General features: G+C 50.0%; 22 protein-coding genes. 3 read left to right on the forward strand and 19 right to left on the reverse strand.

The genetic code is table 11. The features are described 5' to 3' along the window. Positions 1 to 201: 201 nt before the first annotated feature. Positions 202 to 1125: an AraC family transcriptional regulator gene (locus tag B5E82_RS14345; RefSeq protein WP_087308235.1), complete on the forward strand. Its 924-nt coding sequence runs from the start codon at positions 202 to 204 to the stop codon at positions 1123 to 1125. Between the two features lie 124 nt (positions 1126 to 1249). Further along, the gene (locus B5E82_RS14350; RefSeq protein WP_087308236.1) at positions 1250 to 1726 is read left to right on the forward strand and encodes a DUF402 domain-containing protein; all 477 of its coding nucleotides are present in this window, start codon (positions 1250 to 1252) and stop codon (positions 1724 to 1726) included. Positions 1727 to 2307: 581 nt separating this feature from the next. On the opposite strand, the gene B5E82_RS14355 is transcribed toward B5E82_RS14350, so the two are convergent. The 5 genes from B5E82_RS14355 to B5E82_RS14375 are packed head-to-tail and all read right to left on the reverse strand — an operon-like array spanning position 2308 to position 8272. After that, positions 2308 to 3801 carry a phospho-sugar mutase gene (locus B5E82_RS14355; protein ID WP_087308237.1) on the reverse strand — a complete coding sequence of 498 codons (1494 nt, stop codon included), beginning with the start codon at positions 3799 to 3801 and terminating at the stop codon, positions 2308 to 2310. A 14-nt stretch (positions 3802 to 3815) separates the two neighbouring features. Beyond that, a complete protein-coding gene (locus B5E82_RS14360; protein WP_162610792.1) occupies positions 3816 to 4760 on the reverse strand; it encodes a type I phosphomannose isomerase catalytic subunit in 945 nt (314 codons plus the stop codon). 19 nt (positions 4761 to 4779) lie between these two features. Continuing rightward, positions 4780 to 5787, reverse strand: coding sequence for a GDP-L-fucose synthase family protein (locus B5E82_RS14365; protein WP_275533166.1), 1008 nt, complete (start codon positions 5785 to 5787; stop codon positions 4780 to 4782). Positions 5788 to 5826: 39 nt separating this feature from the next. After that, the gene (gene gmd / locus B5E82_RS14370) at positions 5827 to 6894 is read right to left on the reverse strand and encodes a GDP-mannose 4,6-dehydratase (RefSeq protein ID WP_087308239.1); all 1068 of its coding nucleotides are present in this window, start codon (positions 6892 to 6894) and stop codon (positions 5827 to 5829) included. A gap of 16 nt (positions 6895 to 6910) precedes the next feature. Beyond that, positions 6911 to 8272: a sugar phosphate nucleotidyltransferase gene (locus B5E82_RS14375; protein ID WP_087308240.1), complete on the reverse strand. Its 1362-nt coding sequence runs from the start codon at positions 8270 to 8272 to the stop codon at positions 6911 to 6913. A gap of 203 nt (positions 8273 to 8475) precedes the next feature. On the opposite strand from B5E82_RS14375, the gene B5E82_RS14380 reads away from it, so the two are divergent. After that, positions 8476 to 9345, forward strand: coding sequence for an AraC family transcriptional regulator (locus B5E82_RS14380; protein ID WP_087308241.1), 870 nt, complete (start codon positions 8476 to 8478; stop codon positions 9343 to 9345). A gap of 328 nt (positions 9346 to 9673) precedes the next feature. On the opposite strand, the gene B5E82_RS14385 is transcribed toward B5E82_RS14380, so the two are convergent. The 14 genes from B5E82_RS14385 to B5E82_RS14450 all read right to left on the reverse strand — a co-directional run bounded on the left by B5E82_RS14385 (position 9674) and on the right by B5E82_RS14450 (position 25723). Further along, the gene (locus tag B5E82_RS14385; protein WP_087308242.1) at positions 9674 to 10843 is read right to left on the reverse strand and encodes an ABC transporter substrate-binding protein; all 1170 of its coding nucleotides are present in this window, start codon (positions 10841 to 10843) and stop codon (positions 9674 to 9676) included. Between the two features lie 185 nt (positions 10844 to 11028). Further along, entirely contained in the window at positions 11029 to 11466 is a 438-nt protein-coding gene (locus tag B5E82_RS14390) for an RbsD/FucU family protein (protein ID WP_087308265.1), read from the reverse strand. A gap of 202 nt (positions 11467 to 11668) precedes the next feature. Further along, positions 11669 to 12844 carry a substrate-binding domain-containing protein gene (locus B5E82_RS14395; RefSeq protein WP_087308243.1) on the reverse strand — a complete coding sequence of 392 codons (1176 nt, stop codon included), beginning with the start codon at positions 12842 to 12844 and terminating at the stop codon, positions 11669 to 11671. 130 nt (positions 12845 to 12974) lie between these two features. After that, the gene (locus tag B5E82_RS14400) at positions 12975 to 13979 is read right to left on the reverse strand and encodes an ABC transporter permease (RefSeq protein WP_087308244.1); all 1005 of its coding nucleotides are present in this window, start codon (positions 13977 to 13979) and stop codon (positions 12975 to 12977) included. Positions 13980 to 13993: 14 nt separating this feature from the next. Continuing rightward, positions 13994 to 15487 carry a sugar ABC transporter ATP-binding protein gene (locus tag B5E82_RS14405; protein ID WP_087308245.1) on the reverse strand — a complete coding sequence of 498 codons (1494 nt, stop codon included), beginning with the start codon at positions 15485 to 15487 and terminating at the stop codon, positions 13994 to 13996. A 20-nt stretch (positions 15488 to 15507) separates the two neighbouring features. After that, complete coding sequence (locus B5E82_RS14410; RefSeq protein ID WP_087308246.1) at positions 15508 to 16521, reverse strand: ABC transporter permease; 1014 nt, start codon at positions 16519 to 16521, stop codon at positions 15508 to 15510. Positions 16522 to 16833: 312 nt separating this feature from the next. After that, complete coding sequence (locus B5E82_RS14415) at positions 16834 to 17868, reverse strand: zinc-dependent alcohol dehydrogenase (RefSeq protein WP_087308266.1); 1035 nt, start codon at positions 17866 to 17868, stop codon at positions 16834 to 16836. A 65-nt stretch (positions 17869 to 17933) separates the two neighbouring features. Then, on the reverse strand, positions 17934 to 18746 hold the full coding sequence (locus B5E82_RS14420) for an alpha/beta hydrolase (RefSeq protein ID WP_087308247.1): 813 nt from the start codon (positions 18744 to 18746) through the stop codon (positions 17934 to 17936). Between the two features lie 19 nt (positions 18747 to 18765). After that, a complete protein-coding gene (locus B5E82_RS14425) occupies positions 18766 to 19809 on the reverse strand; it encodes a zinc-dependent alcohol dehydrogenase family protein (protein WP_087308248.1) in 1044 nt (347 codons plus the stop codon). A 14-nt stretch (positions 19810 to 19823) separates the two neighbouring features. Next, positions 19824 to 20804: an alpha/beta hydrolase gene (locus tag B5E82_RS14430; protein WP_087308249.1), complete on the reverse strand. Its 981-nt coding sequence runs from the start codon at positions 20802 to 20804 to the stop codon at positions 19824 to 19826. Positions 20805 to 20816: 12 nt separating this feature from the next. Next, on the reverse strand, positions 20817 to 21788 hold the full coding sequence (locus B5E82_RS14435; RefSeq protein ID WP_162610793.1) for an ABC transporter permease: 972 nt from the start codon (positions 21786 to 21788) through the stop codon (positions 20817 to 20819). A 19-nt stretch (positions 21789 to 21807) separates the two neighbouring features. After that, positions 21808 to 23292: a sugar ABC transporter ATP-binding protein gene (locus B5E82_RS14440; RefSeq protein WP_087308251.1), complete on the reverse strand. Its 1485-nt coding sequence runs from the start codon at positions 23290 to 23292 to the stop codon at positions 21808 to 21810. Positions 23293 to 23441: 149 nt separating this feature from the next. Beyond that, positions 23442 to 24440, reverse strand: coding sequence for a sugar ABC transporter substrate-binding protein (locus tag B5E82_RS14445; protein WP_087308252.1), 999 nt, complete (start codon positions 24438 to 24440; stop codon positions 23442 to 23444). Positions 24441 to 24661: 221 nt separating this feature from the next. Then, positions 24662 to 25723: an ROK family protein gene (locus tag B5E82_RS14450; RefSeq protein WP_162610794.1), complete on the reverse strand. Its 1062-nt coding sequence runs from the start codon at positions 25721 to 25723 to the stop codon at positions 24662 to 24664. Positions 25724 to 25763: the final 40 nt, after the last annotated feature.

A 25763-nucleotide genomic window follows, 5' to 3' on the forward strand; every position in this document is an offset into this window, starting at 1 on the left:
TCCGTTTGATAAAGGATTTGCGCAAAGCGGAAATCCCCGTTCTTGATGACCTAATTATATAACAGTTCAGGGAAAATTGCACGTAAAATTCCATTCATATCTGGACATTTTTTGTGCTAATTGTTATACTTTCTTTATAACAAAACCGCTTTTTTATTCATTCCACCCAAAATACACTTTCAAGAAAGGCACAGGAGAGATATGAAAGCATTCCACGAGGTGCGCAGCTACGATTCGGATTTCATGGTCTGGCATTCCAATTACGAAAATATCGGTTTTCTCGCCCACTGGCACAAGGAGATCGAACTGATTTACGTGCGTTCAGGAAGCTGTTCTTTAAGCATCACCGATCACTCTTTCACAGCCCATGCCGGCGATCTGGCCGTCTGCGAAAGCGGCGTGATTCATTACAGCGATTCTCACGGCATGGACAATTCCCTGGATTTCATCATATTTGACACTTCCATTCTGGGACAGCTCTTTCAGAACCCGGGCTTCACCTTTCCGCTGGTGACAAAAGAGCAGCTGGAAAGCTATGGCCTGACCGCCCGCCTGGAGGCCCTGATCCGCACCGTATCCAGCGAGCTTACAGATAAGGCGCCTTTCTACCAGGACGTGGTTACTTCATCCATTCAAACCTTCTGGGCCCTTTTAAAACGATTCCATCCCAGAGCCGACGCCGATCAGCTTCCCGACGGCCGCCGCTCCCGGATGCTCTCGGAGCTGCAGGAGCTCCTTGCCTATATCGATGTGCACTATGCGGATAACATCTCCCTGGAATACGCGGCCGGGCGCATGAATTTCAGCCCCAGCCATTTTTCCAAAACCTTTAAAAAGCTGATGGGAATTAATTTTGTAACCTATCTGAATATGGTACGGGTGGAACAGGCCGCGCAGGAACTGCGCCATACGGAAAAGAAATTTACAGACGTGGCGTTAAGCTGCGGCTTCAATAATATCCGGACTTTCAACCGGGTCTTCAAGGAGATCACCGGCTGTACGCCTTCGGAATTTCTGGCTCTGCCGGACCCGGATCTCTACAAGCGCACCTACTACAACCGCCGTTCAGAAGAAAAGGAGTATGTGAGAGATGATTCCATGACTCTCGTGAAAAACTTTCAATAATCCAGAGCGATGACTGCCATCGTATGAAGCCGCCGCGCCCCGCAACCGCAGCACTGCTTCATACGCCGGCCTGCCTTTCTCTCTCAAATTTATATCATCAATATAATAAGAAGGAGGCTTTTTCATGTCAGAAAAACCCGTATTGTACCGGAAACGCCTGATCCCCTCTGAATGCATCCGCCTGGACAGCGACGAGATTCTGCTGCGCAGCGGCCGCCTGCTCGTCACCCGTTGGAAAACCATCCGTCCCAAGAAAACCCTAAGCCACGGAGCCTCCTGCTATCTTCTGGACAAAGGCTGGAAAATCAGCCGTTTTCTTGATCATGAGGACCGTCTGATCTGCTGGTACTGCGACATCATCGATTATTCCCACGACGCCGGAACGGATACCTACATCTTCACCGACCTGCTGGCCGATGTGCTCATCTATCCCTCCGGCGAGATCCGCGTCGTAGACCTGGACGAAGTGGCCCAGGCCCTGGAAGAAGGACTGCTGACTCCGGAGCAGGCCTGCGTCTGCATGCGCAGACTGGACGGCCTGCTCCGGGAAATCTACGCCGGCAGCCTGCTGCCGGCGCTGGAGGAGTATTGGCCGGGGTGAGGAAGGTCTCCATTGACACAGCACAGCTTTATAGTATTTTATAAAAAAGAGCTAATTCACAACCACCACTTCAAGTGGTGGTTGTGAATTAGTTCAAAGGACGGGCGTTTGGATATATGCTAAAAAATTGTGCTTGCCATCCAATTTCTGCGTGAAACTGCAGGAATTTCCCGGATATCTGTTTATACAGCGCCCTTATTTTACATATACAAGAAAATGTATCGTATATATCCAAAAACAGCGGTCGTCAACCTTTCCACCGGCTCCGTTTCACCACTCTATTTTCTGCCGCCGATGATAAAAACCTGCTTTACGAGGATGGCCGTTATGAGGGACGTCCCCTGTTCCTTTGCAAGCAAGTGGCGGAAACAATCTTCATGAGCTAAAGTATTGAGTTTTTAAGATACAAATCACATTTTCAATGTGGGAGTTTTGTGGCAAAATAATTAAACAAATGTCGAATCTAACTTCTACAAGCAAAACAGGAAAGGACCGCGCTGTCTGAACAGCACAGTCCTTTCCTGTTTTCTATCATCTTATAAACTTATTTATTTAATTCATTTATCTGAATTGTTCCAGTCTTACCCCGTCACTCTCTCCGTATACACCTTGATCTTCGGCTCTGTTCCTGACGGCCGGATCTGGGCCTGGGAGCCGTCCTCCATCCACAGCTGAAGTACATTGGAGGCCGGGATGCCGTCGACGCCATCCTTGTAGTCTGTATAGCGGGTGACTTTGGAACCGGCGAATTTCATGCCCTCCGGGCTCTTCAGGCCCTCGCGGATGCGGCTCATACGGCGGTCTGCCTCTTCGCCGGTGAATTCGTAGGTCTTAAGCGTGGTCTCGTAGTGACCGTAGGTCTGGTACAGTTCTTCCAGATAGTCCCACAGAGTCTTCCCTTGTGCCTTGCAGGTATCGGCCAGCTCGCAGAGTATCATGGCCGCGCCTACGGCGTCTTTATCGCGGACATAGCTGCCGATCAGGTAGCCGCAGCTTTCCTCGAAACCGTAGACGAAGCGGTCTGCCTCGCCCGCCTGTTCCAGGCGGCCGACGGCTCCGCCGATCCACTTGAAACCGGTCAGAGTCTGAATGACTTCCGCGCCGTAATGCTCCGCTATCTTATCTGTCATGGTCGTGCTCACGATAGTACGGACGACAGCAGGATGCTCCGGAAGGGTGCCTGCCTCCCTGCGGCTCTTCAGAATATAGTCCAACAGAAGAATTCCTACCTGGTTTCCGTTCAGACGCTCGTATTTCCCATCCTTTTTGGCGACTACGCCCAGGCGGTCGCTGTCCGGATCGGTTGCAATCAGAATGTCAGCGTCTGTCTTTTTACACCACTCAATGCCCAGCTCCAGCGCTTTCGGATCTTCCGGATTCGGATAGGGACAGGTGGGGAAATCTCCGTTCGGTTTCGCCTGCTCTGTCACTATCTGAAGATTTTTTACGCCGATATATTTCAGAATGCTGGTCACGAGGCTTAAGCCCGCTCCGTAGAGCGGCGTGTATACTACCTTCAGATCGGACTCCAGCTGCTTCTTTGTCCGTTTCCGGATAATGGCAGCCAGAAACGCTTTCAGAGTCTTGTCGTCAATCAGAACGATGTCTCCGCTTTCCACGAAATCTTTGAAGGTTCTGGTATCGGCCGCTTCCACCCGGTTGGCTGCCCAGATAGCTTTCTGAATACTGTCCGCCGCCTCGCTGGTTACCTGGCAGCCGTCGGAGCCGTATACCTTGTACCCGTTATATTCTCTCGGATTGTGACTGGCCGTGACACAGATTCCCACGGTGCATTTCAGGTGGCGTACCGCGAAAGACAGGGTGGGTGTGGGCGACAGCTTTGGATAGATGTATGCTTTCACGCCTTTTAACGCCAGCACCCGGGCTGCCTCTCTCGCAAACTCCTCCGAATGATTCCGGCTGTCATATGCGATAGCCGCGCTCGGGCTTTCACTCTGCTCCTTTGCGTAAGCTGCCACGCCAAGCGTAGCTTCCTGAATGGTTTCCAGATTCAGGTGATCCGGCCCCGGCCCCATTGTGGCCCTTAAGCCCCCCGTTCCAAATTTCAGATTCATGTTCGATACCTCTCTTATTCTTTCTGCTCTGTCCGGCCCGGCTCAGAGGCCTCCCGGCTTTCCTCTCCTGTAGATACCAGCAGTTTCATTTTTCCTTCCAGCCGATAGAATTCCATTCCTTCCGGAAGGCAGATACTCATGCCCGCGTCAAGACGCAGACTTTTTCCTCCTCCCGTAAGGACTCCTTCTCCCTCCAGTATCAACAGGGAGCGGAAGCCCTGAAGGGTATCCCCCTCCAGATTTTCTTCTATCTCGTATAATTGTACCACAAAATAAGGACATTGCACTAATAAAGTTCTGGAATAACCATTTTTTTGAATCCTTGGACCCATGGGGTGGTGTCCGGCCAGCGGCGGCATGAAACCTGCCACCAGAGCCGCCTTATCGATGTGAAGCTCCCGCTTTTCGTGCTGTGCGTTTTCGCGGTTGTAATCATAGACCCGGTATGTCACATCTGAGCTCTGCTGTATCTCTGCCACAGTAATTCCGGCTCCAATGGCGTGAAGAAGCCCTGCCGGGATGTAGAAGACGTCGCCTCTTTTTACCGGCACCTTTCTGCAGACTTCCAGAATGGTCTGGTTTTTGATTCGTTTGCGGAACTCATCTTCGGATATTTTGTGCTTCAGTCCATAATAAAGGTATGCGCCGGGCTCGCAGTCCAGCACATACCACATTTCCGTCTTTCCGCTTTTCTGTTCCGCCTCTCTGGCAAATTCATTGTCCGGATGCACCTGGACAGACAGAGCTTCCCTGGCACGGATGATTTTGATCAGCAGCGGGTATTTTTCCATTCCTTTATGCAGCCAGGAGAACATCCAGTCTTCTGTTCCCCAGATGTATTCCTTTCGTATGGGTTCCAGTATGACAGGGGCAGGACTCTGTTCCATCTGACGCTCTGCCGGCTGCTTTAACGGCTGCTTTAACGGCTGTTCCACCGGCTGTTTTTTCTGTCCTTTCATTCGCTGTTCCATCTGACGCTTACCGCTGGGCGAAATCGCCGGATTCATACCGCTCACAAAACCACTCGTAGGTCTGCTTGAGGCCTGTCTCCAGATCAATCTTCGGCTCCCAGCCCAGGGCTTTTATCCTGCTGATGTCAGTCAGTTTCCGGGGGGTGCCGTCCGGCTTGGAAGCGTCGAGCACAATCTCTCCTGTATATCCGGTTACCTTTTTTATCAACTCCGCCAGTTCTCTTATGGTCACCTCTCTGCCGTATCCTACATTAAAGAATTCGTTGCCGTCATAATGGTCCATCAGATACAGGCAGGCGTCTGCCAGATCGTCCACGTTCAGAAATTCCCGAAGCGGACGGCCGCTGCCCCAGACCGTGACTGCAGGCGCGCCGCCAAGCTTCGCCTCATGGAATTTCCGCATGAGAGCCGGCAGTACGTGAGAGTTTTCCAGCGCAAAGTTATCGTTGATTCCGTACAGGTTGCAGGGCATCACGCTGATATAATGGGTTCCGTACTGGCGGTTGTAAAAGGCGCACATCTTCAGTCCGGCGATTTTGGCCAGCGCATAGGCTTCGTTGGTCTTTTCCAGATACCCGGACAGCAGGTATTCTTCTTTGATGGGCTGGGGGCAGTCTCGGGGATAGATACAGGAGCTTCCCAGAAACAGCAGCTTTTTCACCTGGTTTTTATATGCCGCGTCAATCACGTTGCACTCGATCTGCAGGTTCTTCATAATAAAATCCGCGGGATAGGTATCGTTTGCGTAGATGCCGCCCACCTTTGCCGCTGCCAGAATGACATACTCCGGTTTTTCCTGCTCAAAAAACGCTTCCACATCCGCCTGGCGGGTCAGATCCAGCTCCGCGTGTGTCCTGGTAATAAGATTGGTAAACCCGTCCTTTTCCAGCCTCCGCACAAGAGCAGAACCCACCAGCCCTCTGTGGCCGGCCACATAAATCTTTCCGCTGCGGTCAAGAGGTTCTGTCTCCCGGCGGACTTTTGCAGTTCTCTTTTCCATATCCTTCATTTCCATGCTTTTTCCTTCTTTCTCATTCCTGCGTGCGCAGCTTTCCTATTTCAGCACGCCTTCCGTTCCTCCGCGCTTTACCAGTTCTATATCGTGCTCTGTCATGATTTTCACCAGCTCGTCAAAGGAGGTCTTCCGCGGATTCCATCCCAGAAGCTCCCTCGCCTTCGCCGGATCGCCCAGCAGCAGTTCCACCTCCGCCGGCCGGAAGAATTCCGGCGATACCTCCACCAGCACCCGGCCTGTGGCGGCGTCGATTCCTTTCTCTTCCACGCCTTCTCCTTCCCAGCGGAGGCGGATGCCCGCGTGGGCAAATGCCGCTTCGGTAAATTCCCTTACCGTCCGGGTCTCGCCTGTGGCAATCACAAAATCCTCCGGCGTGTCATGCTGCAGGATCATCCACATACATTCCACATAATCCTTCGCATAGCCCCAGTCGCGTTTTGCGTTCAGATTTCCCAGATACAGCTTCTCCTGGCGGCCTGCCAGAATATTCGCCACCGCCAGGGTAATCTTTCTCGTCACAAAAGTTTCTCCCCGGCGTTCCGATTCATGGTTGAACAGGATGCCGTTTACCGCGTACATGCCGTAGGCTTCCCGATAGTGCCGGGTGATCCAGTATCCGTAGAGCTTGGCCACGGCGTAAGGAGAACGGGGATGGAAGGGCGTGGTCTCTTTTTGAGGAATCTCCTCCACCTTCCCAAACAGCTCTGATGTAGAGGCCTGATAGATCCGGGCAGTCTCTGCCAGGCCGGCGATACGGACTGCTTCCAGAATTCTTAAGACTCCGATCCCGTCCGCGTTCGCCGTATACTCCGGCTCTTCAAAAGACACTGCCACATGAGACTGGGCCGCCAGATTATAGATTTCATCCGGACGGATTTCCAGCATCAGGCGCACCAGATTCATGGAATCTGTCATATCGCCGTAGACCAGGTGAAGGCCATCTCCTTTCTTTTCCCGTTCTTCCAGGAGATGGGCGATACGCTGGGCTGTGTTTGTGGAGCCCCGGCGGAAAAGCCCGTAGACCTGATATCCCTTTTCCAGCAGAAATTCCGCCAGATAGGAACCGTCCTGTCCTGTAATGCCTGTAATCAGCGCTGTTTTGCTCATCGTTTTTCTCCTTTTCTTATAAAATATGACTCAGTTCAATCTCGTCCCAGTTGAACGTGATCCGGTTGATATCCTCATTTCCCACACTTGTGCCCACATGGATTTCTATATATTCAAAGTCCTGCAGCGCCTTCACCGCGTGACGCTGGTTCTTCCGGATGCAGACAGCCTTCCCGGGGCCCAGAGGTATCCTTGTTCCCTCCAGAATCAGTTCCCCTGTTCCGCTTAAGATGGTCCAGATTTCATCCCGTTCCTTGTGGAAATGATAGCTGGAAGTCATTCCATCGTAAATATGAATTTTTCTGGTGAGTGTGGACAGCCCCCGGTATTCTGTCTCGTCCAGGGTCTCCAGCGTGCCCCAGCGGCGCTCCTCGAACATGGGGCGTGACGCGAAGGCAGCTGCCACTTCTTTTACTCTTGCGCTCTGGTTTTTATCTGTCACCAGAATTCCGTCCTGGGAAGCCACCACCACCAAATCCCTGGCTCCGAGCACTGCCACCGGAACCTTCAGTTCGTTGATCACCTGAGTATTCTCACAGCTTTCATCCAGGGCCACATTTCCAACTGTGTCCGTGCTCATCTGGTCGGCCATAGCATCCCAGGTTCCGAGATCCTTCCAGTATCCCCGGAATTCCACCGCCGCCAGGTTCCGGGCCTTTTCCAGCACTTCATAGTCAAAGCTGATTCTGGGCAGCCGGTCATACGCGGCGCAGAGCCCTTCGTAATCCTCCGGCACGCCATAGGAGACGGCCCTCTTCAGGATATCTCCTATGCGGACGCAGAATACGCCGCAGTTCCAGAGCGCCCCCTGCTTCATCAGTTCTTCCGCCTTTTCCTCATCGGGTTTCTCCGCAAACCCCTTTACGGAGATCCAGCCGTCTTTGCGTTCTCCCGGCAGGATGTAGCCGTATTTCACGGATGGATAGGAAGGAACAGCTCCCATAAGCCCCACCTCGGCGCCAGACTTTTTCATGACCTCTTCCAGCTGTTTTACCGTCTCAAAATAGGCCTCTTCCGTGTATGGATCTACAGGCATAACCGCCGCGTAATCATCCTTAGAGGCCCCGCCTCTGCTCCACAGCCAGGCGCAGCTTAAAAGCACAGCTCCGAAAGTATCACGTCTTCCCGGCTCCACCGCAATCTGCGCTTCCCTGACCTGGCTTTTAATCAGCTCTCTCTGATCTGCTCCGGCCGTAATGACAGTACGCTCTGCCATTCCCGCCTCCTTCAGCTGCGCCCAGACACGCTGGAGCATGGAACACCGCTCCATGGAATTATCTTCTTTATTCACCAGCTTCAGATACTGCTTGGGCCGCGCTTCGTTTGAAAGTGGCCACAGCCTTCTGCCGGAGCCTCCTGACAGCAGCACATAATACATCGTCTCATCCTTTCCCTGTTTACTGTTACCGGACTTCCGCCGCGGAACTGTATTTTATTGTAGAAATTTATTTCTCATTTATTCTTGCTTTTGCAAGTATAACCCTGTATATTTGAGTTAACAAGTGAGGATATTGCCGAAAACAGGTATTATATTGCTATAGCGTATCTGACATAAAATCAGAAGAAAAGGAGAAATCAGCCATGGATGACTATTTTGACAGATTTCCGGACTCCTATGTGGAGAGCTCCCGCCGCAGAATCCAGACTCCCAGCGCTTTTGCCCGTTCCGCGTTCTTCTACGTACAGGAAACCGGCTATCTCAAGCTTCGGGAAAGCCATGTAGCGCGAAGGAAGAATCTGGAGTCCTATCTGGTGGTTCTCGTCCTGTCCGGCAGCGGCATTCTCATGTATGGGCAGAAGACCTACGAGCTGAAAAAAGGCTCCTGTTTCTTTATCGACTGTATGGTTCCCTATTACCACCAGAGCAGCAGCGCCGATCCCTGGGAACTGGTCTGGGTCCATTTCAACGGCTGCACTTCTGAGGAATATTACCGTTATTTCTCTTCCAACAGTCTTCCCGCTTTCTCTCCACCCAGCTTTCCGGAACTGCGGGAGAAGCTGGAAAGCCTTCTGGATGTGAATTCCGTCTCGGATTTTCAGGCAGAAATCACTTCCTCCCGCCTTATAGTGGATATTCTCTCCATTCTGCTTCAGGACATTACCGGCTCAAAAGAAAAAAAACACCCCGACCGTCTGAAAATGGCCGAGGTGCGCAAATACCTGGATGAACATTATACGGAAAAATTTTCTCTGGATGATCTCTCTGAACAGTTCTTTATCAGCAAATACCATCTGTCCCGGGAATTTCACCAGTATTACAGTGTCACGCTGGGACAATATGTTATCTCCCGCCGTCTGACCAGGGCAAAAAAGCTTCTTCGCTTTTCGGACTGTACTCTGGAGGAAATCGCCCGTTCCTGCGGGTTCTACGACGCCAGCTATCTGAACCGTCAGTTCCGGAAGTCGGAAGGTATCAGCGCCTCGGAATTCCGGCGGAAGTGGATCAATTAGGTGGTAAATGATTCGTAAAACGGACGCTGCCGGTTTTCTATATCCTGTGTTCGGCCCAGGCCGCCCTCTCTTGCCACATTGCGGCAATTCACCTTGCGGACATCTCAGAGCCATCTGTATGCTCCCGGACGGACTAAAAAGCAGTCCGCCGTTATCACACAGATGGCTCTGAAAAGCCGGACACTTGGATAATAGAAAACCGGCAGCTGTGTTTCCCGAAAAATTTACTTCAGTTAAGTTATAACGTTAATTTATCTATATCTCAGATAAAAATATTCACAGAGCAGTCCAAGTTACATATCGGTACCATACCGCTGCATCATCAAAATTATTTATATATCAACAGCTGTGTGGCCGGGTCGTTCAGGTTTTCGGCCGTGATCCAGTAATAGCCGGTTTCGATAACAGAGGCATTTTCCATCCGGGCGATTTCCCGCATGGCGGCTACTGCGGATGCATAGCCCATTCCATAAGGATTCTGAGCCATGACGCCGGCCAGAGTTCCATTCTGAATCGACTCAATTTCGCTATGGGCCGCGTCAAAACCGGTCACGGTAATCGTACGGTCCTCCGGGCCGTACATCTCCAGAGCTGACAGCAGCTCCCGCGTCGTGTCTTCGTTCATGGCGCTATAAGCCTTCAGCTCCGGGTACTCCGCAAGTACGGCCGCAGCAATGTCATCCGTACTTCTTTCGTCCTGATCCTGATACGCCACGTTTACGATTTCCACATTGGGATGATTCTGCTCAATCTCATCTGTGAATCCCTTTTCCCTCTCGATTCCAGTCTCCGTCTCAGAGCTGTGCACCAGAAGGGCAATCTGTCCCTCGTCTCCAATGAGCTCGCAGAGACGGACAGCCGCTTCCTTTCCGGCCTGATAATTATCTGTCTTGCTCTCGCTGATAATCAGCGAATTCTCGATTCCCGAGTCTACGGCAAATACCGGCACTCCGTTGCTGTCTGCCAGCTCCAGCTGGGTCTTTCCCGAATTGATATCTACAAATCCGATAATCAGGGCGTCGGGACTTTTATCCAGCATCTGGTCTATGATGTCTATCTGTTCCGCAATATCCCCGTCTCCCGGCGCGTCATAATTCAGCTGTACCTTCTCGTCTCCTGTGAATCCCAGCGCTTTGTTGATGTCATCCACCGCCTGCTGCGCGCCCTCATGCACCTGCTTCCAGAAACTGCTGCCGGAATCTTTTCCAACCATAGACAGGCGGATTCCCGGCGGAAGCTGAATTCCTTCTACCGAAAGATAATCAATTCCTTCCGAGGTAATATCAAAATAGTCCTGAAACAATGCCGTTTCACTCTGCTCTGCTTCTGTCTCAGTCTCCTGAGGCTCTTCGCTTTCTGCCTCCTCCGCAGGACTCTCTCCCTCACCCTGCGCCAGAGTCTCCTGCGCCTCCTGCGGCGCAGTATTTTCGGCATTTCCGGCCGTGCATCCGGCCAGAAGTCCCATCACACACAATACCGCCAAAATCTTTTTCTTCATTTCGTTAAAATCCACACTTTCCCGTAAAAACAATGGTCTTCAGTATCGATGTTTCTCAGTATAGCAGGGAAAGGGGTATGCCGCAAGACATACCCCCTCAAATACCGAAAATATTAAGAAATTGTTTTGATTTTGTTAAGGCGCCCTTACCTGCTGCAGAAACTGTCTGCCGCAGACACGGATTTTTATACCACTACGCCTTTCTGCAGCATGATATTTGCGTACAGCGCTTTCTCACTGGTAGCAATGATGGCATAAGCTTTCTTTGCCTCCTCATAGAAAGCGAAGCGCTCGATATTTCCCACACATGCGTCTCCGCGGGAATCGTACTTTTTGATAATATCCTTGTAGGTATCCCAGATAGGCGTCTCCACATCGTCGCCCGGAACCACCTCCATCAGCGTCACCGGCTTTTCCACATAGGTATCCAGCGGCATCAGCTGCAGGATCGCGTCCAGAAGCTCCGGAACGCCGTGTCCGTCACAGCGGATCACGATAGCGTCCTTTCCCATGGATTCTGCCGGGAAATTGCCGTCGGAAATCACGATACGGTCGCCATGTCCCATTTCGCACAGAACCATCAGAAGCTCCGGTGATAAAATCTGTGGAATTCCTTTTAACATTTCTTTTTCCTCCTTCTTTCGGAACCCGGTCCTGCCCTCTGAGCCGCGGCTCCCGCGCGGGGGCCGCGGAGCATCTGCCTGACCGGGCAGACACACCGGCAGGACCGCAGACCGGGTTGTCAAAGGGGCACACCGGATGGTGCGCCCCTCTGCAGTTATTTCAGTTTTTGTAAGCGAACAAGGTTCCGATTACTCGTACAGATTACTCATACAGGTTCTGTGCGATTTCCGGATCGTCCATGTTCTCAGCTGTGTACCACTGGCATCCGGTGTCGATATCTTCTACAGTCTCACCGTTTGCAGCAGCTACCAGAGTCTCAACCAGGTACTCGCCCATTGCTACAGGAGCCTGGGTAACAGCGCCAGCGAATACTCCGCTTCTTACAGCGTTCATGATACTTGCGCCAGAGTCAAATCCAGCTGCGACAACCTGGCCTTCGCCGGTTCCGCACTTGTTCAGGTTCTCGTTAGCAGTAATGATTCCGTTTGCAGAATGCTCATTGGAACCATAGATAGCGATGGTGTCTTCCTGCTCCAGGATAGCAGAAGCGTCTGCTGCGGAAAGCTCGGAAGTAACGCTTGCCGGTACACGAACCTCGATAACTACGTCAGCCTCGTCGTTTACTTCAACGCCGGAGTCGGTTACGTAACGCTCGTTGGATACGGAAGCCATACCAACTGTCTTGCCGGAATCTGCAACCAGAGAAGCCATCTCCTGGATGAATCCAAGACCACGGTTTACAACGGACTCAGAAGTAGCGTCCTGAGCAACTACGCCGATACGAACAGTGCCTTCTGCATTAGCGATTCTGTCGGAAATCAGAGCGTAAACTTCATCTGCTGCCAGTCCGCCTGCTGCCAGGTTGTCAGTGGAGCAGTTTGCTACGATAGCGCCTTCCGGAGCGCCCGGAACACCAGAGTCGAATCCAACGATCGGGATTCCGGAATCAACTGCGGTCTGCAGAAGATCCATTACAGAGTTTGTATCCAGAGCTGCCAGTCCGATTGCGCTCGGATCTGCGTTCAGAGCTGTCTCCAGCTGCTGTACCTGCTGCTGAATGTTAGACTCACTGTCCGGTCCTACAAAGTTTACAGAAACGCCAAGCTCTTCCGCCTTGGAATTAACGCCGTTCAGTACTGCCTGCCAGTATGCATGCTGAAGTCCCTTGGATACGATCTCCAGATGAAGGCCGGAATTGTCTGTCGTTGCTTCCGCATCCGCAGTCTCCTCGGTTTCAGCCGCATCTGTGGTTTCCTCAGTCTCAGCCGCATCCGTAGTTGTGTCTGTTGTCGTGGTGTCTCCACCGCCGCCGCAGCCTGCAAGCAGAGTTGCTACCATTGCTACGCTGATAAGCGCTGCTAAGAGTTTCTTTTTCATTTTGAATCCTCCTTTTACTTTGTTCTCCCTTTTGGGTTTTATGTAAGCCGCCTTGCCTGGCGGTACATATCTTAAATTAAAATTACTGAAATCTTTTCTCTTTCCGTTACCGCCCTTCCGGGCGCCGGGTTTAAGAAAGCTTCTTGTTCTTCAGAACGTCGATGTATACTGCCACCAGCAGCACCACGCCGATGATAATCTGCTGATAGTTCGCCTGAAGTCCAACCTTCGGAAGACCTGTCTGCAGAATCGACATGATAAACACTCCGAGGATGGTTCCGGCTATGGTTCCTGAGCCGCCGCTCATGGAAGTTCCGCCGATGATAGCTCCGCCGATGGCGTTCAGTTCTACGCCGCCGCCTCCTCCGGGAGTCATGGACTGGAATGCCGAACTGTAAGCCAGAGCTGCAAGTCCGGTAAAGAAACCGCAGATCAGATATGCCAGCGTCTGATATTTCGCCACGTTGATTCCGGAAAGGCGCGTCGCCTCTTTATTGCTTCCAATAGCGATAATATAACGTCCCGGCCGGGTCTTATTCAGGATAATACTCATAACCACCGCGGCAATCAGTACCCAGAGAAAGCCCAGCGGAATTTTCGTTCCGGACGGCAGCGTAAATTTGAACAGATTTCTCGTCCAGCCTTCCGGAGTACCCGCGATCGGCCATGTGATACTGGAGCCGCCGGTAATGATGGCGCCCAGACCCCGGACAATCATCATCGTACACAGCGTAGCCAGGAACGGAGCATGCCCTCCCTTTGAGACAATCAGACCGTTTACCAGTCCTACCAGAATTCCCATGCCCATAGTCACCAGAATTCCCACGATAACCGGCATATCCAGTTTTGTAATCAGATAACCGCCGGCCAGCGCGTAACAGAACATTCCTGTTCCGATGGAAAGATCCACGCCTCCCGTAATCAGGCAGAAGGTTACGCCTATTCCTAAGAAAGCCAGGTAATAAGTATAATCCATGATACTCAGCAGAGAAGCATAGGTCCAGAACGATGAGCTTTTCACGCTGAAAAAGACAAGCAGAAGAATCAGCACCAGCACAACGACGATTTTCTGTACGCCAATCGCTCTCACTATCGGATTGTTCGTAAATGCGTTTCCTTTTTTCTTATTTGTCATTGCTCTGTTCCCTCCTAATTTCTAAGCGTCGCCGCATGCATAATCCGCTCCTGGGTCGCTTCCTCAATTCCAAGCTCTCCCGTCTTGCGTCCCTCACACATGATCACGATTCGGTCGCTCATACGCAGTATCTCTGTCATCTCCGAGGAAACCATGATAATGGATTTTCCTTCCGCCACCAGTTCGTTCATCAGATGATAAATCTCACTCTTGGCTCCTACGTCGATTCCCCGCGTCGGCTCGTCAAAAATAAGGATGTCACAGTTGCGCACCAGCCATTTGGCGATAACCACCTTCTGCTGGTTTCCTCCGGACAGGTTCACCACCAGCTGATCCACGCCCGGCGTCTTTGTCTTCAGGATATCCACATATTTCTGCGCTACTTCCTTCTCTTTCTTCTTGTCTATGAAGAGTCCCTTCATATACTCGTCCAGAGAAGCCATTGTGGAGTTCTCAGCCACCGTCTTATCTACGATAATACCAAAACGCTTCCGGTCCTCGGAAAGATACCCGATGCCGTGGCTTACAGCGTCTTTGGGCGTCTTGATGTCTACCTTCTCGCCATTGATATAGATATCTCCGCTCTGCTTGGGGTCCGCTCCGAACAGCGCTCTCATAGTCTCTGTACGTCCGGCTCCCATCAGTCCGGAGAAACCTAAGATTTCACCCTTGTGAAGCTCGAAGCTTACATCCTGCACCATTCGTCCGGCATTCAGATGCTCTACCTTCAGAACCACCGGGGCATCCTTCGCCACCTGGCTCTCCGTCTTCGGGTCCTCATAGATGACACGGCCTACCATCATGTTGATGATATCTTCCTTGGTACAGTCTTTCGTAATCAGCGTTCCCACATAGCCTCCGTCACGCATGACGGTTACGCGGTCCGTAATGACTTTAATCTCATCCATACGGTGGGATATGTATACGATTCCCAGCTGTCTCTCTCTCAGATCGCGGATGATTTTGAAGAGCTCTTCTATCTCCGCCTCTGTAAGAGCTGCAGACGGCTCGTCGAAAATGATAACCTTCGCGTCATGGGAAATTGCCTTTGCAATCTCGCACATCTGCTGTTTTCCTACTGTCAAGCGGCTCATGGTCTCCGTCGGATCAATGTCGATGCCCAGCTGGTCAAACAGCTTTCTGGCCTCTTCATTCATCTTTCTGTCGTCGATGAATTTACCTTTCATAAATTCACGGCCGATAAAGATGTTCTGCGCTACGGTCAGATGGCCCAGCATGTTCAGCTCCTGATGCACGATTACGATTCCCGCGTCCTGAGCCTCTCTCGGATTGGTAAATTCCACTTCTTTTCCTTCAAAAGTAATGGTTCCTTCGTCCTTGCTGTAGATACCCGTCAGCACCTTCATCAGAGTGGATTTTCCCGCTCCGTTCTCTCCCATCAGAGCATGTACCTCGCCTCTGCGGACTTCCAGATCCACATGATCCAGCGCATGTACACCGGGGAATGATTTGTCAATGCCTTTCATGGTTAAAATTACGTCGCCCATTTTTCTCTTCCCCCTTCCCTTTAATTGCGCCGGCGGCGGCTTCTCAGGTCCGCATATACTACTACCAGAACGATAAGTCCGGTAATAATGTACTGATAATTAATCTGCAGGCCCATGGTCATAATGCCCTCCTGCAGAAGAGCCATAATCAGCACGCCGATCAGGGTTCCTCCGATGGAAGCCACGCCTCCGGTCATGGATGTTCCGCCCATAACGCAGCCTGCGATAGCCTCGTTATTGAAGGTGTCGCCCAGACCCGGCTGAACCGTCGTGTAAACGCCTACATAAAAGATAGCTGCTATGCCGGCCAGGGTTCCGCAGAGAATGTATGCCAGCGTCTCCCAGCCCTTAGTATTGACACCGGACAGACGAACTGCTTCCCGGTTGCTGCCGATGCAGAGAATGTAGCGTCCGGCTTTTGTCTTATTCAGAATGATTGCGCAGATAACAGCTCCGATTACAAGAAGCACCAGTCCCGTAGGAACAGTCATTCCTCCGACCTGCATTCTGACCAGATTCCGGTACCAGCCGTTTCCGCTCGCGTCAGACAGCTGCGGCCAGCTCACCGGCTGCGTCTTCGTGAAGACAGAGCCAAGTCCCTTTGCAATCATCATGCTTGCCATGGATGTGATAAAGGACGGCAGCCCCAGATAAGTTACCAGAAGTCCGTTCAGAACTCCGAAAGCTGTTCCCACCAGGATACACAGTATCAGGCAGAGAGCCAGCGGCCATCCATTCGTAGTAAGCTGATAGCCCGCGATCAGCGCCGCGCAGAACATCACAGGACCGATAGAAAAATCGATTCCTCCGGTCGCGATAACAAAGGTCACGCCCAGCGATAAAAAGCCCATAAAGCACGCATAATTCATGGCACTGAGAATATGCGCCCAGGTCACAAAATTTGCATTTGCGTCAGAGTTCACGACTGGTACCAGAACCGCAAACAATATGTACAGCAATATCAGAATGCAGAACAGTACCAGACTGTTGAATCCGATCTTCTTCACAAATGCATTCTCTTTAATCTTATCCACGTTCTTCCCTCCTAGTTACCGGGCATATTGCCCTTCCCGTCCAGTATCCTGCAGAAACGGCGGTAAAGAACGATATTTACCCCTTGTCCGTTTCTGAATCTATGTACATTATATGTCCAAACTGTGAATAAATTAATAGAAAATCCTTTTTGAAAAGGTTAAAATTTTCCACATCTGTGATATGTGAAGAAAAAAATAAGACACATTTTATTTTATAAAAAACACAAGACATCCCTCCAGCCCTTTCATGGCCTTCGGGATGCCTCATGCTTTTTAGAGAGTCTTTTTATAGAAACTATATAACATACACCGTTAATCATCCGCTGGATCTACGTCTATTAAAACTTTCATAGTTGTCTCACGGTTTTCCTCAATATACTGATAAGCTTTCTGATAAGCTTCAAAAGCAAAGTGGCGGCTCATCAGAGGCTTCAGCTGGATCTTTCCCTCATTTACAAGGCGTATTGCATCCACATAATCTTCATGACGGTACATCATTGTAGTATCCAGATCCAGTTCGTGATCATTCAGCGTAAAAAGATCCACCGTAGCCGGCCCTGCAAATACTGCCACCAGTACGATCTTGCTGCCTTTCCGGGCATACTTGATGGCCTGGCCCATGGTAACATTATTTCCCGCACAGTCATAAATCACATCTGCCTTATCTGTCCCAAAAGCTTCCGTCATAGCTTCCCCAAAATCTTTTTCCGATGTATTTACAGCGAAATCCGCTCCTACACTCTTCGCCAGAGACAACCGGTAATCCGACACATCCGTAATCAAAACCTGAGAGGCTCCCAGAGCCCTGCAGGACTGAGCAAGCAGAATTCCAATGGGGCCGCATCCCAGGATAGCTACTTTTGCCCCTTTCAGCTGTTCAAAACGCTTGGCCGCATGTACTGTAACTGCCAGCGGTTCCAGCATAGCTCCTTCATCATATCCCATGTCATCAGGAAGCGGAGTTACCTTAGAGGCATCTACTGCAAAATATTCACTGGCCGTCCCTGTCGTCTGAAATCCCATGACCTTCAGATTTTCGCACAGATTATATTTGCCATGAGTGCAGGGATAGCATTTTCCGCAGTATACCTGAGGCTCAATAGTCACCTTCTGACCCACATGCAGCCCTTCCACGCCGCCGCCCAGCTGAACAACTTTTCCAGACACCTCATGCCCCTGAGTCACCGGATAGCTGGTTGTAGCATGTTCGCCATAATAAACATGAATGTCACTGCCGCAGATTCCTATCCTTTTTATTTTTACCAGAACCTGTCCCTCCTGCACCTCCGGAACTGGAATCCGCCGGAAAGTAATTTTCCCGGGTTCTGTCATGACCTGTTGAATCATCGTGTTTTCCACTTCGCATCACTCCTCTCACACATTTCTCGCGTATCTCCTGCGCTCCTCTTCCCTCAGTCCACCAGTCCTCCGGCAAGAGGCAGCCAGTCAAGCACCCTGCGGATATAGGGATCCCAGAAATCAAAATTATGTACGCCCGGACCTTCCTCATAAGTCAGATCCACAGATAAACTCCTGGCCAAATCCCTGAATCTGAGATTGCTCTCATGAAGAAAATCTTCTGTACCGCAGCACTGATACAGCCTGGGAAGCTTTATTCCCGCTGCCGCCTGATTTCTCAAAATCACTGATACATCATGCTTTGCAGGATCAAAGTATTCGTTGTTCATTCCATAACAGCTCCGGTTCCATGCCTGAATATAGGGCATGGCTCCTCCAGGAGCCTCCACTTCTGCCTCCAGGCCCCCGGAAAGGCTTGCCGCTGCCGCATATTTTTCAGGATTCAAAAGTGCTGCTTTAAATGCTCCTCCCCCTCCCATGGAAAGTCCTGCAATAAAATTATTTTCCCTCTTTGCAGACAACGGCAATAAAGAACGAAGCATCTCCGGAAGTTCTTTTATCAGATAACTGTAATAATTGCCTCCCCACGGATTATCCACATAATGACTGTTATATCCGTCAGGCATCACGACTGCTATATTTTTTTCCTGAGCATATCTTTCAATTGAAGAGAACCTCTGCCAGTCCGATTCATCTGCTGAAATACCGTGAAGCAGCCAGAGTACCTGATATTTCTGCCCCGGTTCCGGAAACTTTACTGCCGACTCAAAAAAGCAGTTTCCAGAGTCGGGAGTCGGAAGCGTTACATTAACATTGACGCTTCGAAAAAGCTCTTTTGAAAATAACTTGCATTGAAATAAAGCCATTATTCTGCTCTCTCCTTTCTTATGACCAGGGATGGATCATAACTTTAATGGATTCGCTGCTCATCTGCATATGAACTGCTTCATCCAGATGTTCCAAATCATAGGAATGAGTAATCAGCTCTTTGATCATCATCCTTCCGCTGTTCAGCAGATTGACCGCTCTCTGATGTGTATCCGGATTGATAATGGAACCGGTAATGCACAGCTCCTTTTTATAGATATCAAACAGCGGCATCTCCACAGTGGAATTCACGCCCGGCACACTGAACAGAAGGATATGGCATCCCGTTCCCGCTGCACTGAAAGCCTGCGTCACCGCCACAGGTTTTCCCACGCATTCTATAATTACATCTGCTCCATCCCGGCCAGTCATCTGGCGGATACGTTCAGACACATTCTCATGAATAGGATCGATCACTCCGTCCGCCCCTGCCTGCAGTCCGATTGCGCGGCGCATCTCCACCGGTTCACTCAGCAGAACTGCAGAAGCTCCGGACAGCCTTGCAAGCTGTACCATAAGAAGCCCGATTGTTCCGCCGCCAATAATCAAAACTGTCTGCCCCGTCTGAATCTGGACCTGATCGATTCCGTGTACTGCGCATGCCAGAGGCTCCACCATAGCTGCCACATCAAAATCCAGATTCTTATCCACTCTAAAACACTGGCTGTCAGGGCACAGACTATACTGGGCAAAACCGCCATTGGCATTCACGCCCAGCGCATACAGATGCTCACAGTTCTGTTTCTTTCCCATCCGGCAGGGAAAACATTTTCCACAGTACATATTGGGATCTATAGCCACATGATCGCCCGGCTCAAGCCCTTCTACAGCACTGCCGGCTGCTTCTACGATTCCCGCAAATTCATGTCCCAGTATTACGGGAGGCAGGACTTCTGCGCTTCCTTTTTCTCCATGATAAATATGAACATCTGTCCCGCAAATGCCGCAGGCCATATTTTTTACAAGGACCTCATGAGGGCCTGGTTTTCCGAATTCCATCTCTCTCACCTGGAATTTCGGTGTATGATCTGAACCCAGAAAATAGGTTCCTCTGCTCGTCATAACAGCCCTCCTCTCTATTGTTCTATCTCAGGCATTGCCTTGATAATATCATCCATGGCCTCAAATGTTTTCTGCTGTGGCCGGTTCAGAAACGCGTGAACCATGCCTTTGTAAATTTTGTATTCCACCTGATTTCCCTGGTCCTGAAGTTTAGCCGCATACATCAGTGCCTGGTCCAGCAGAGGATCACACTCTGCGGATGTGAAAAACGCAGGCGGAAGATTTGAAAGATCTTCTGAAAGCAAAGGTGACACATATGGATTCTGCGTGTCCTCCGGATTTTCAAGATAATAAGAATATCCGTATTCCTCGCTGTTAATTTTCAGGAAATAGTCCCCATTCCCATAGCGCTGCTCGGACTTTGTTCTATACCCGATGCCCAGCACCACAGCAGGAAAAATCAAAAACTGCTTATGTATTCTGGGCCCTTTGCGGTCCCGTGCCATAAGACTCACGGCAGCCGCAAAATTTCCCCCTGCGGAATCTCCGCAGACGCTGATGCTTCCCGGACTTCCGCCATATTCCCGCGCGTGTTCGCAAGCCCACACGAGTGTGTCATAACAGTCTTCCAGCCCTTTCGGGAATTTATGTTCAGGCGCCAGCCGGTATTCCGGTGTGACGACAAGCACATTTCCGTATTTTGCAAAATAGCGGGGCACAAAATCATATACATCCAGGCTGTTCATGCTCCAGCCGCCGCCATGATAAAACACCAGAACTTTATGAGGTCCTTCTCCCTCCGGCAGATAGACCCGCACTGGAATATCATAATCCTCTTTCTGAATAAATGTATTGACTGTTTTTACTGTCATAATCTTTCGAAAGCAGAAGCAGCTTTTCCACTGATTTGTCAGGGCCGCTATCGTCTCAAAGTTCATACAGATGCGGGCTTCCGTGGGATGCTCCAAGTCCATATTCTGCGGCTCTTCCACGATAGCGTCCGGCGCCGCCTCCCCATACTCCGGCTCCAGAAATTTCCGATAAAGTTCTTCCATCACACAGCCCCCTTATGCTTTCTTCTTAAAATGAATTCCAAACAGATTCAGACTGTTGTGCTGAATACTGTCAAGAACAACAGCCAGCAGGAATACAGAACCTGTAATTACCATCTGTACATATTCGTTGACCCCGGCCAGTGTAAGTCCATTGGTCAGCATCGTGATCAAGAGGATACCGCCCACAGCTTTGGTTACCTTTCCTTCACCGCCCAGGAAGCTGACACCTCCAATGACCAGCGCAGACAAAACATCCATATCCAGAGTAGAACCAGAGGTGGGATTTCCGGAACCCACTCTTCCAGCCATCAGAAGGCCGGCGATGCCGCACATGGCACCGCAGATGGTATAAGCCGCGATAAAGACACTGTCCGCATTGATTCCTGACAGTCTTGCTGCCTCTCGGTTGCTTCCGGTGGCGAAGATATAGCGTCCAAAATAGGTATACTTGAACATAATACCCATGATAATAATGATCACTGCCGCAAGAATAATCGGTACCGGCAGAAAACCGATGCTTCCCTGATAAAATACCTTAATGCTGTCAGGAATTCCGGAGATGGGAAGTCCTCCGCACATCAGGTACGCAGCTCCGCTGATAATGGTTGACAGGGCCATCGTTCCGATCATCGGTACAATTTTGGTCTTGTTAATAATCACTCCCGTGAGAAAGCCTACTGCAATATTAAGCAGGACCGTCAGAAGTATAACCACCGGCCAGGGCAGTTCCATGTGGACTGAAAGAATCGCAATCAATACAGAAGACATGGCCACGCAGGCTCCCATGGAAAGATTCAGTCCGCCTACCACTATCAGGCTCATTTCTCCCATGCCCAGAATTCCCATGATACAGGACTGGCGGAGAATCGTCAGGATATTGCTGGTCCTGAGAAAGGCGGGATTTTTTACTGCAAATACAATCGCCAGGGCGATCAGAATGATAAAGATGGTATATTCTTTGATAATATCAACTGCCTTTTTCATGTAAAGCACCTCTTTCTTCTTATTCGCCGGAGGCATAGGTCAGGATCTTTTCCTGTGTATATTCCGCGCGTTCCAGCTGTCCGGTCAGTTTTCCTTCATATAAGATCAGCATTCGGTCTGTGATGCCTATCAACTCTTCCATATCCGATGAAATCATGATGATACCGCATCCTTTTGACGCCAGCTCATTGATCAAATTGTAAATTTCCTGTTTTGCGGCCACATCAATTCCCCGGGTAGGCTCATCCAAAATCAGCACCCTGCAGTCATTGGCCAGCCACTTTGCCAGTACTACTTTCTGCTGGTTTCCGCCTGACAGGTTATTGACTTTCTGCTCAGCAGAAGGTGTCTTAATCCTCAGTGCCTGTATCTCTTCATTTGTGATATCACGTTCTTGTCTGCTGTTCACAAAACCCGCTCTATTTGAAATGCGTTTTAAAATCGGCAGTACTATATTTTCCCGGATATTCATCCGCAGCAGCGCTCCGTTCAGTTTCCGGTCCTCGGGTACCATTCCGATGCCGGCCTTTACCGCGTCTCTGGGAGACCTGATGTCAGCCTTTTCTCCGTTGATATAAATTTCTCCGCATTCTTTTCGCGCCGCTCCAAAAATCAGCTGTGCGTATTCTGTACGTCCAGCACCCACCAGACCTCCGAGTCCCAGCACCTCGCCCTTATGCAGCTGCAGAGAAAACGGCTTTACTCCATTGCCCCCAAGGTCTCTGGTCTCCAACAGTATCTCGGACGTCTCCGTATTCCGTCTTCCGAAATTCTTTTTCAGTTCACGGCCTACCATATAGGCAATCAGCTGATCCTTCGTCACATCCTTTGTCTCCTGGGTTGTAATGTAACATCCGTCACGCATAACCGTTACCCTGTCAGCCACTTCATACAGCTCATCCAGCCGGTGGGAAATATATATAATTGTTATCCCTTTCTCCTTCAGCTCTTTGATAATTCGAAACAGGACCTGCACTTCCCTGTCAGTCAAAGGCGCAGTGGGTTCGTCCATAATAACCAGCTTGGCGCTTTTGGCAATTGTCTTCGCAATCTCTACCAGCTGCTGATAGGCTGTGGGCAGTGTACGCACCAGGGCAGAAGCTTTGAGATTTTCTACTTTAAACTGATCCAGAATCTCCTGAGCCTTTTTATTCATCAGCTTTTCGTTCTGAAACAAACCTTTTGTCAGATGCTCTCCCAGGTAAATATTTTCGGCAACACTCAGAGGGGGACAGAGATTAAACTCCTGATAAATAACCCCGATTCCGAGCTCCTTAGAGAGCGCCGGTGTCAGCTCCGAATATTCTTTCCCCTCAAAAACAATTGTTCCGGAGTCCGGAGTAATCGCTCCTGCTATCGACTTGATCAAGGTGGACTTGCCGGCTCCGTTTTCTCCCACCAGCGCATGGCATTCGCCCCTCCGCACTTCCAGAGAAAATTTGTCCAGAGCCGTAACTCCAGGATATGTCTTGACCAGATCATGGATTTCCAGAATATTTTCCATGAATCCTTCTCCTCCTTTTTAAGGTAAGATGCAGGCACAACCGCCTCCGGCGGATTATGCCTGCATGATTCAAATTGTCAGAGATGCTTTCCGCAAGGCTGTCTTTTCATGCTGTCAGCCCTGCCTTCTGCTGTCCTGCAGCCGTTCTGTTACATCCACTCTTCCACATTGTCCGCTGTAATCAGTGTAAAATCTCCCCAATGATCGCCCTTTGCACTTTCATCGCCTTTAGCCAGACCTACTGCAATATCGATAAATTCCGGAGCCAGCTTTACAAGTCCCGTATTGATTGTTCCTTTATAGATGCCGCCTTCTGCAATAGCATCCAGAGCTTCGGGATCAGAATCACATCCAAACAGGCCCAGCGTCTCAGGATCTCCATAACCTGCTGCCTGGAACGCCTGATATACGCCGCATAACCCGGAGTCATTGATTGCACAGACAAGGTTCAGATCATAGCCGCACTGAGTAAAGTTCTCGCCTGCTGTTACACCATTATCAGTTGTTCCTCCTTCTGCTTCCACAACCCAGTCGATAGTTGCTTCGCAGAGCTCATCAAGAGCCGCTTTATATCCTTCTTCACGAGTCAGCAGGAAGTCCGCGGACGGATAGTTATTGCTGGCAGCATATACCGTATCGCCTGCTCCAAAGTTTTCATTTACCCAATTAGCCGCATTGGTTCCGATAGCATATCCCAGATCGTAATTATCCCAGCCATAGTAAGCATCATCGCCTTCGATCTTTGTGTCGTAAGAAAACCATGGAATTCCTGCCTCCTGGCAGTTCTTCATGCTTTCTGCAAAGGTATCAGCACTGGTCACATGAACAATCAGGCAGTCAACACCCATCGCAATGTAATTATCGATGGCTTCCAGCTGAGCATCCGTCTGCTCCTGTGCGCTGTACAGAAAATTCACTCCTATCTCATCACAGTATTCCTGCATGGCCGTCACCTGGTCGCGGAATATCTGCGTAGTCAGAGCATTCGTAGAATAGGCAATTGTAATGTCACTATTTTCTTTTGCGCCGCTGTCCCCGGAATCCGCAGCTTCACTCTGAGAATCCGTACTTGTCTCCGCACCTCCGCTGCAGGCTGTCAGCGACATCCCCAGTGCCAAAACCAACAGTAATGCCATAAGCTTTTTCATTTCGTAGTCCTCCTTTTTCTTCTCGAATTGGTATACTTTCTTTCGCTCGTTTATATACCTGCTTTATTAAGATACTTTATTTATACCACATTTTGCACTAAAATTCAATATTGTTTTGGCATTCTACTGTCTTTTTGTCTATTTGTACAAAGAATCCCGCGAGCTCACTTCGTTATTTCGCTCACATTTGTGCTAAATATCCAAATTTGATACACAGTTTTTTACAATTTCTCAATGAACTGTTCGATAAAATGAAGGGCTCCTCCCACCGCTGCCGCCTCTTCTCGGTACCGGCTGAGAAAAACAAATTCTTTCGATTCATCAAAAATATTATGTCTGATAATTTTCTCCTTTAATTGAGACAAATAGGGAGCCAGATAACTGCCCACGTATCCGCCTATCACAATATCCAGATCCGTGAAAATATGAAGATTGTAAACCATAAGAGCCAGCATATCCAGGTACTCATCGAAAACTTCTGCAAGCCGGGAATCTCCTTCCTCCAGCCGCGCAAAAAATGTTTCCACTCTTCCGCCCGCCTGCTCAGCCAAAACCCGGGCAGAACAATAGGCATCAAAATGTCCGCGGCGTCCGCAGTAGCACTTTTTCCCGCCGGGAACCAGGCAGATGTGTCCGATTTCTCCACCTCGTATGTTTTTCCCTTCCACAATTTTCTTATCAATCACCATAGAACCGCCCACCGTATTACTCAGCATTACATAGACAAAGCTGTCCGGCATATTTTCGGAATAACATTCCGCCATACAGCAGGCCGTTCCATCATTTACAAACATATATGGGTACTGAATATCTTTCGATATATTCAGGCGCATGGGAGTTTTCAGTTCAAAGATATGCGAATATTCCAGCCATCTCTGATTTTTGCTTACGATACCAGGCATAGAGCAGCTTTGGCCTACCAGGCTGTCGTTTTCAATTCCATATTTTTTCAAGAACTCTCGTTTTCTCTGCACCAGGCCATGATAATAGGTGAGCAGATTCGCAAACTCATACTCCTGCCTTTCACCCGCTATAATTTCTCCACGCAGATTCACTACCACAAAATATACATGATTTTTTGTAATATCTATTCCAAGAGACAGCCTGGCATTCTCTATGAGCTGAAGGGCAATGGCAGGCCGGCCTCCATTGGAAGCCTGCATGCCGATTTCGCAGAGCAGCCCCGCCTCCAGAAGTTCGCCCACTATCAGCCCCACCGTCGGAAGGCTCAGCTGCAGAGCAGCGGCAATTTCCGGCTTTGTAGCCGTATCTCTTCGGATCATATATCTCAGAATCCTTTTTTTATTTTGTCTTTTTACTTCT

The sequence above is a fragment of the Lachnoclostridium sp. An138 genome (genome assembly GCF_002160765.1).
GTDB classification, from domain to species: Bacteria; Bacillota; Clostridia; order Lachnospirales; family Lachnospiraceae; genus Laedolimicola; species Laedolimicola faecalis.

Excerpts from the sequence above, each read along its gene's own strand:
- B5E82_RS14345 (WP_087308235.1), top strand. The coding sequence starts at position 202 with ATGAAAGCATTCCACGAGGTGCGCAGCTACGATTCGGATTTCATGGTC.
- B5E82_RS14350 (WP_087308236.1), top strand. The coding sequence starts at position 1,250 with ATGTCAGAAAAACCCGTATTGTACCGGAAACGCCTGATCCCCTCTGAA.
- B5E82_RS14355 (WP_087308237.1), bottom strand. The coding sequence starts at position 3,801 with ATGAATCTGAAATTTGGAACGGGGGGCTTAAGGGCCACAATGGGGCCG.
- B5E82_RS14360 (WP_162610792.1), bottom strand. The coding sequence starts at position 4,760 with ATGAAAGGACAGAAAAAACAGCCGGTGGAACAGCCGTTAAAGCAGCCG.
- B5E82_RS14365 (WP_275533166.1), bottom strand. The coding sequence starts at position 5,787 with ATGGAAATGAAGGATATGGAAAAGAGAACTGCAAAAGTCCGCCGGGAG.
- gmd (WP_087308239.1), bottom strand. The coding sequence starts at position 6,894 with ATGAGCAAAACAGCGCTGATTACAGGCATTACAGGACAGGACGGTTCC.
- B5E82_RS14375 (WP_087308240.1), bottom strand. The coding sequence starts at position 8,272 with ATGTATTATGTGCTGCTGTCAGGAGGCTCCGGCAGAAGGCTGTGGCCA.
- B5E82_RS14380 (WP_087308241.1), top strand. The coding sequence starts at position 8,476 with ATGGATGACTATTTTGACAGATTTCCGGACTCCTATGTGGAGAGCTCC.
- B5E82_RS14385 (WP_087308242.1), bottom strand. The coding sequence starts at position 10,843 with ATGAAGAAAAAGATTTTGGCGGTATTGTGTGTGATGGGACTTCTGGCC.
- B5E82_RS14390 (WP_087308265.1), bottom strand. The coding sequence starts at position 11,466 with ATGTTAAAAGGAATTCCACAGATTTTATCACCGGAGCTTCTGATGGTT.
- B5E82_RS14395 (WP_087308243.1), bottom strand. The coding sequence starts at position 12,844 with ATGAAAAAGAAACTCTTAGCAGCGCTTATCAGCGTAGCAATGGTAGCA.
- B5E82_RS14400 (WP_087308244.1), bottom strand. The coding sequence starts at position 13,979 with ATGACAAATAAGAAAAAAGGAAACGCATTTACGAACAATCCGATAGTG.
- B5E82_RS14405 (WP_087308245.1), bottom strand. The coding sequence starts at position 15,487 with ATGGGCGACGTAATTTTAACCATGAAAGGCATTGACAAATCATTCCCC.
- B5E82_RS14415 (WP_087308266.1), bottom strand. The coding sequence starts at position 17,868 with ATGATTCAACAGGTCATGACAGAACCCGGGAAAATTACTTTCCGGCGG.
- B5E82_RS14420 (WP_087308247.1), bottom strand. The coding sequence starts at position 18,746 with ATGGCTTTATTTCAATGCAAGTTATTTTCAAAAGAGCTTTTTCGAAGC.
- B5E82_RS14425 (WP_087308248.1), bottom strand. The coding sequence starts at position 19,809 with ATGACGAGCAGAGGAACCTATTTTCTGGGTTCAGATCATACACCGAAA.
- B5E82_RS14430 (WP_087308249.1), bottom strand. The coding sequence starts at position 20,804 with ATGGAAGAACTTTATCGGAAATTTCTGGAGCCGGAGTATGGGGAGGCG.
- B5E82_RS14435 (WP_162610793.1), bottom strand. The coding sequence starts at position 21,788 with ATGAAAAAGGCAGTTGATATTATCAAAGAATATACCATCTTTATCATT.
- B5E82_RS14440 (WP_087308251.1), bottom strand. The coding sequence starts at position 23,292 with ATGGAAAATATTCTGGAAATCCATGATCTGGTCAAGACATATCCTGGA.
- B5E82_RS14445 (WP_087308252.1), bottom strand. The coding sequence starts at position 24,440 with ATGAAAAAGCTTATGGCATTACTGTTGGTTTTGGCACTGGGGATGTCG.
- B5E82_RS14450 (WP_162610794.1), bottom strand. The coding sequence starts at position 25,723 with ATGATCCGAAGAGATACGGCTACAAAGCCGGAAATTGCCGCTGCTCTG.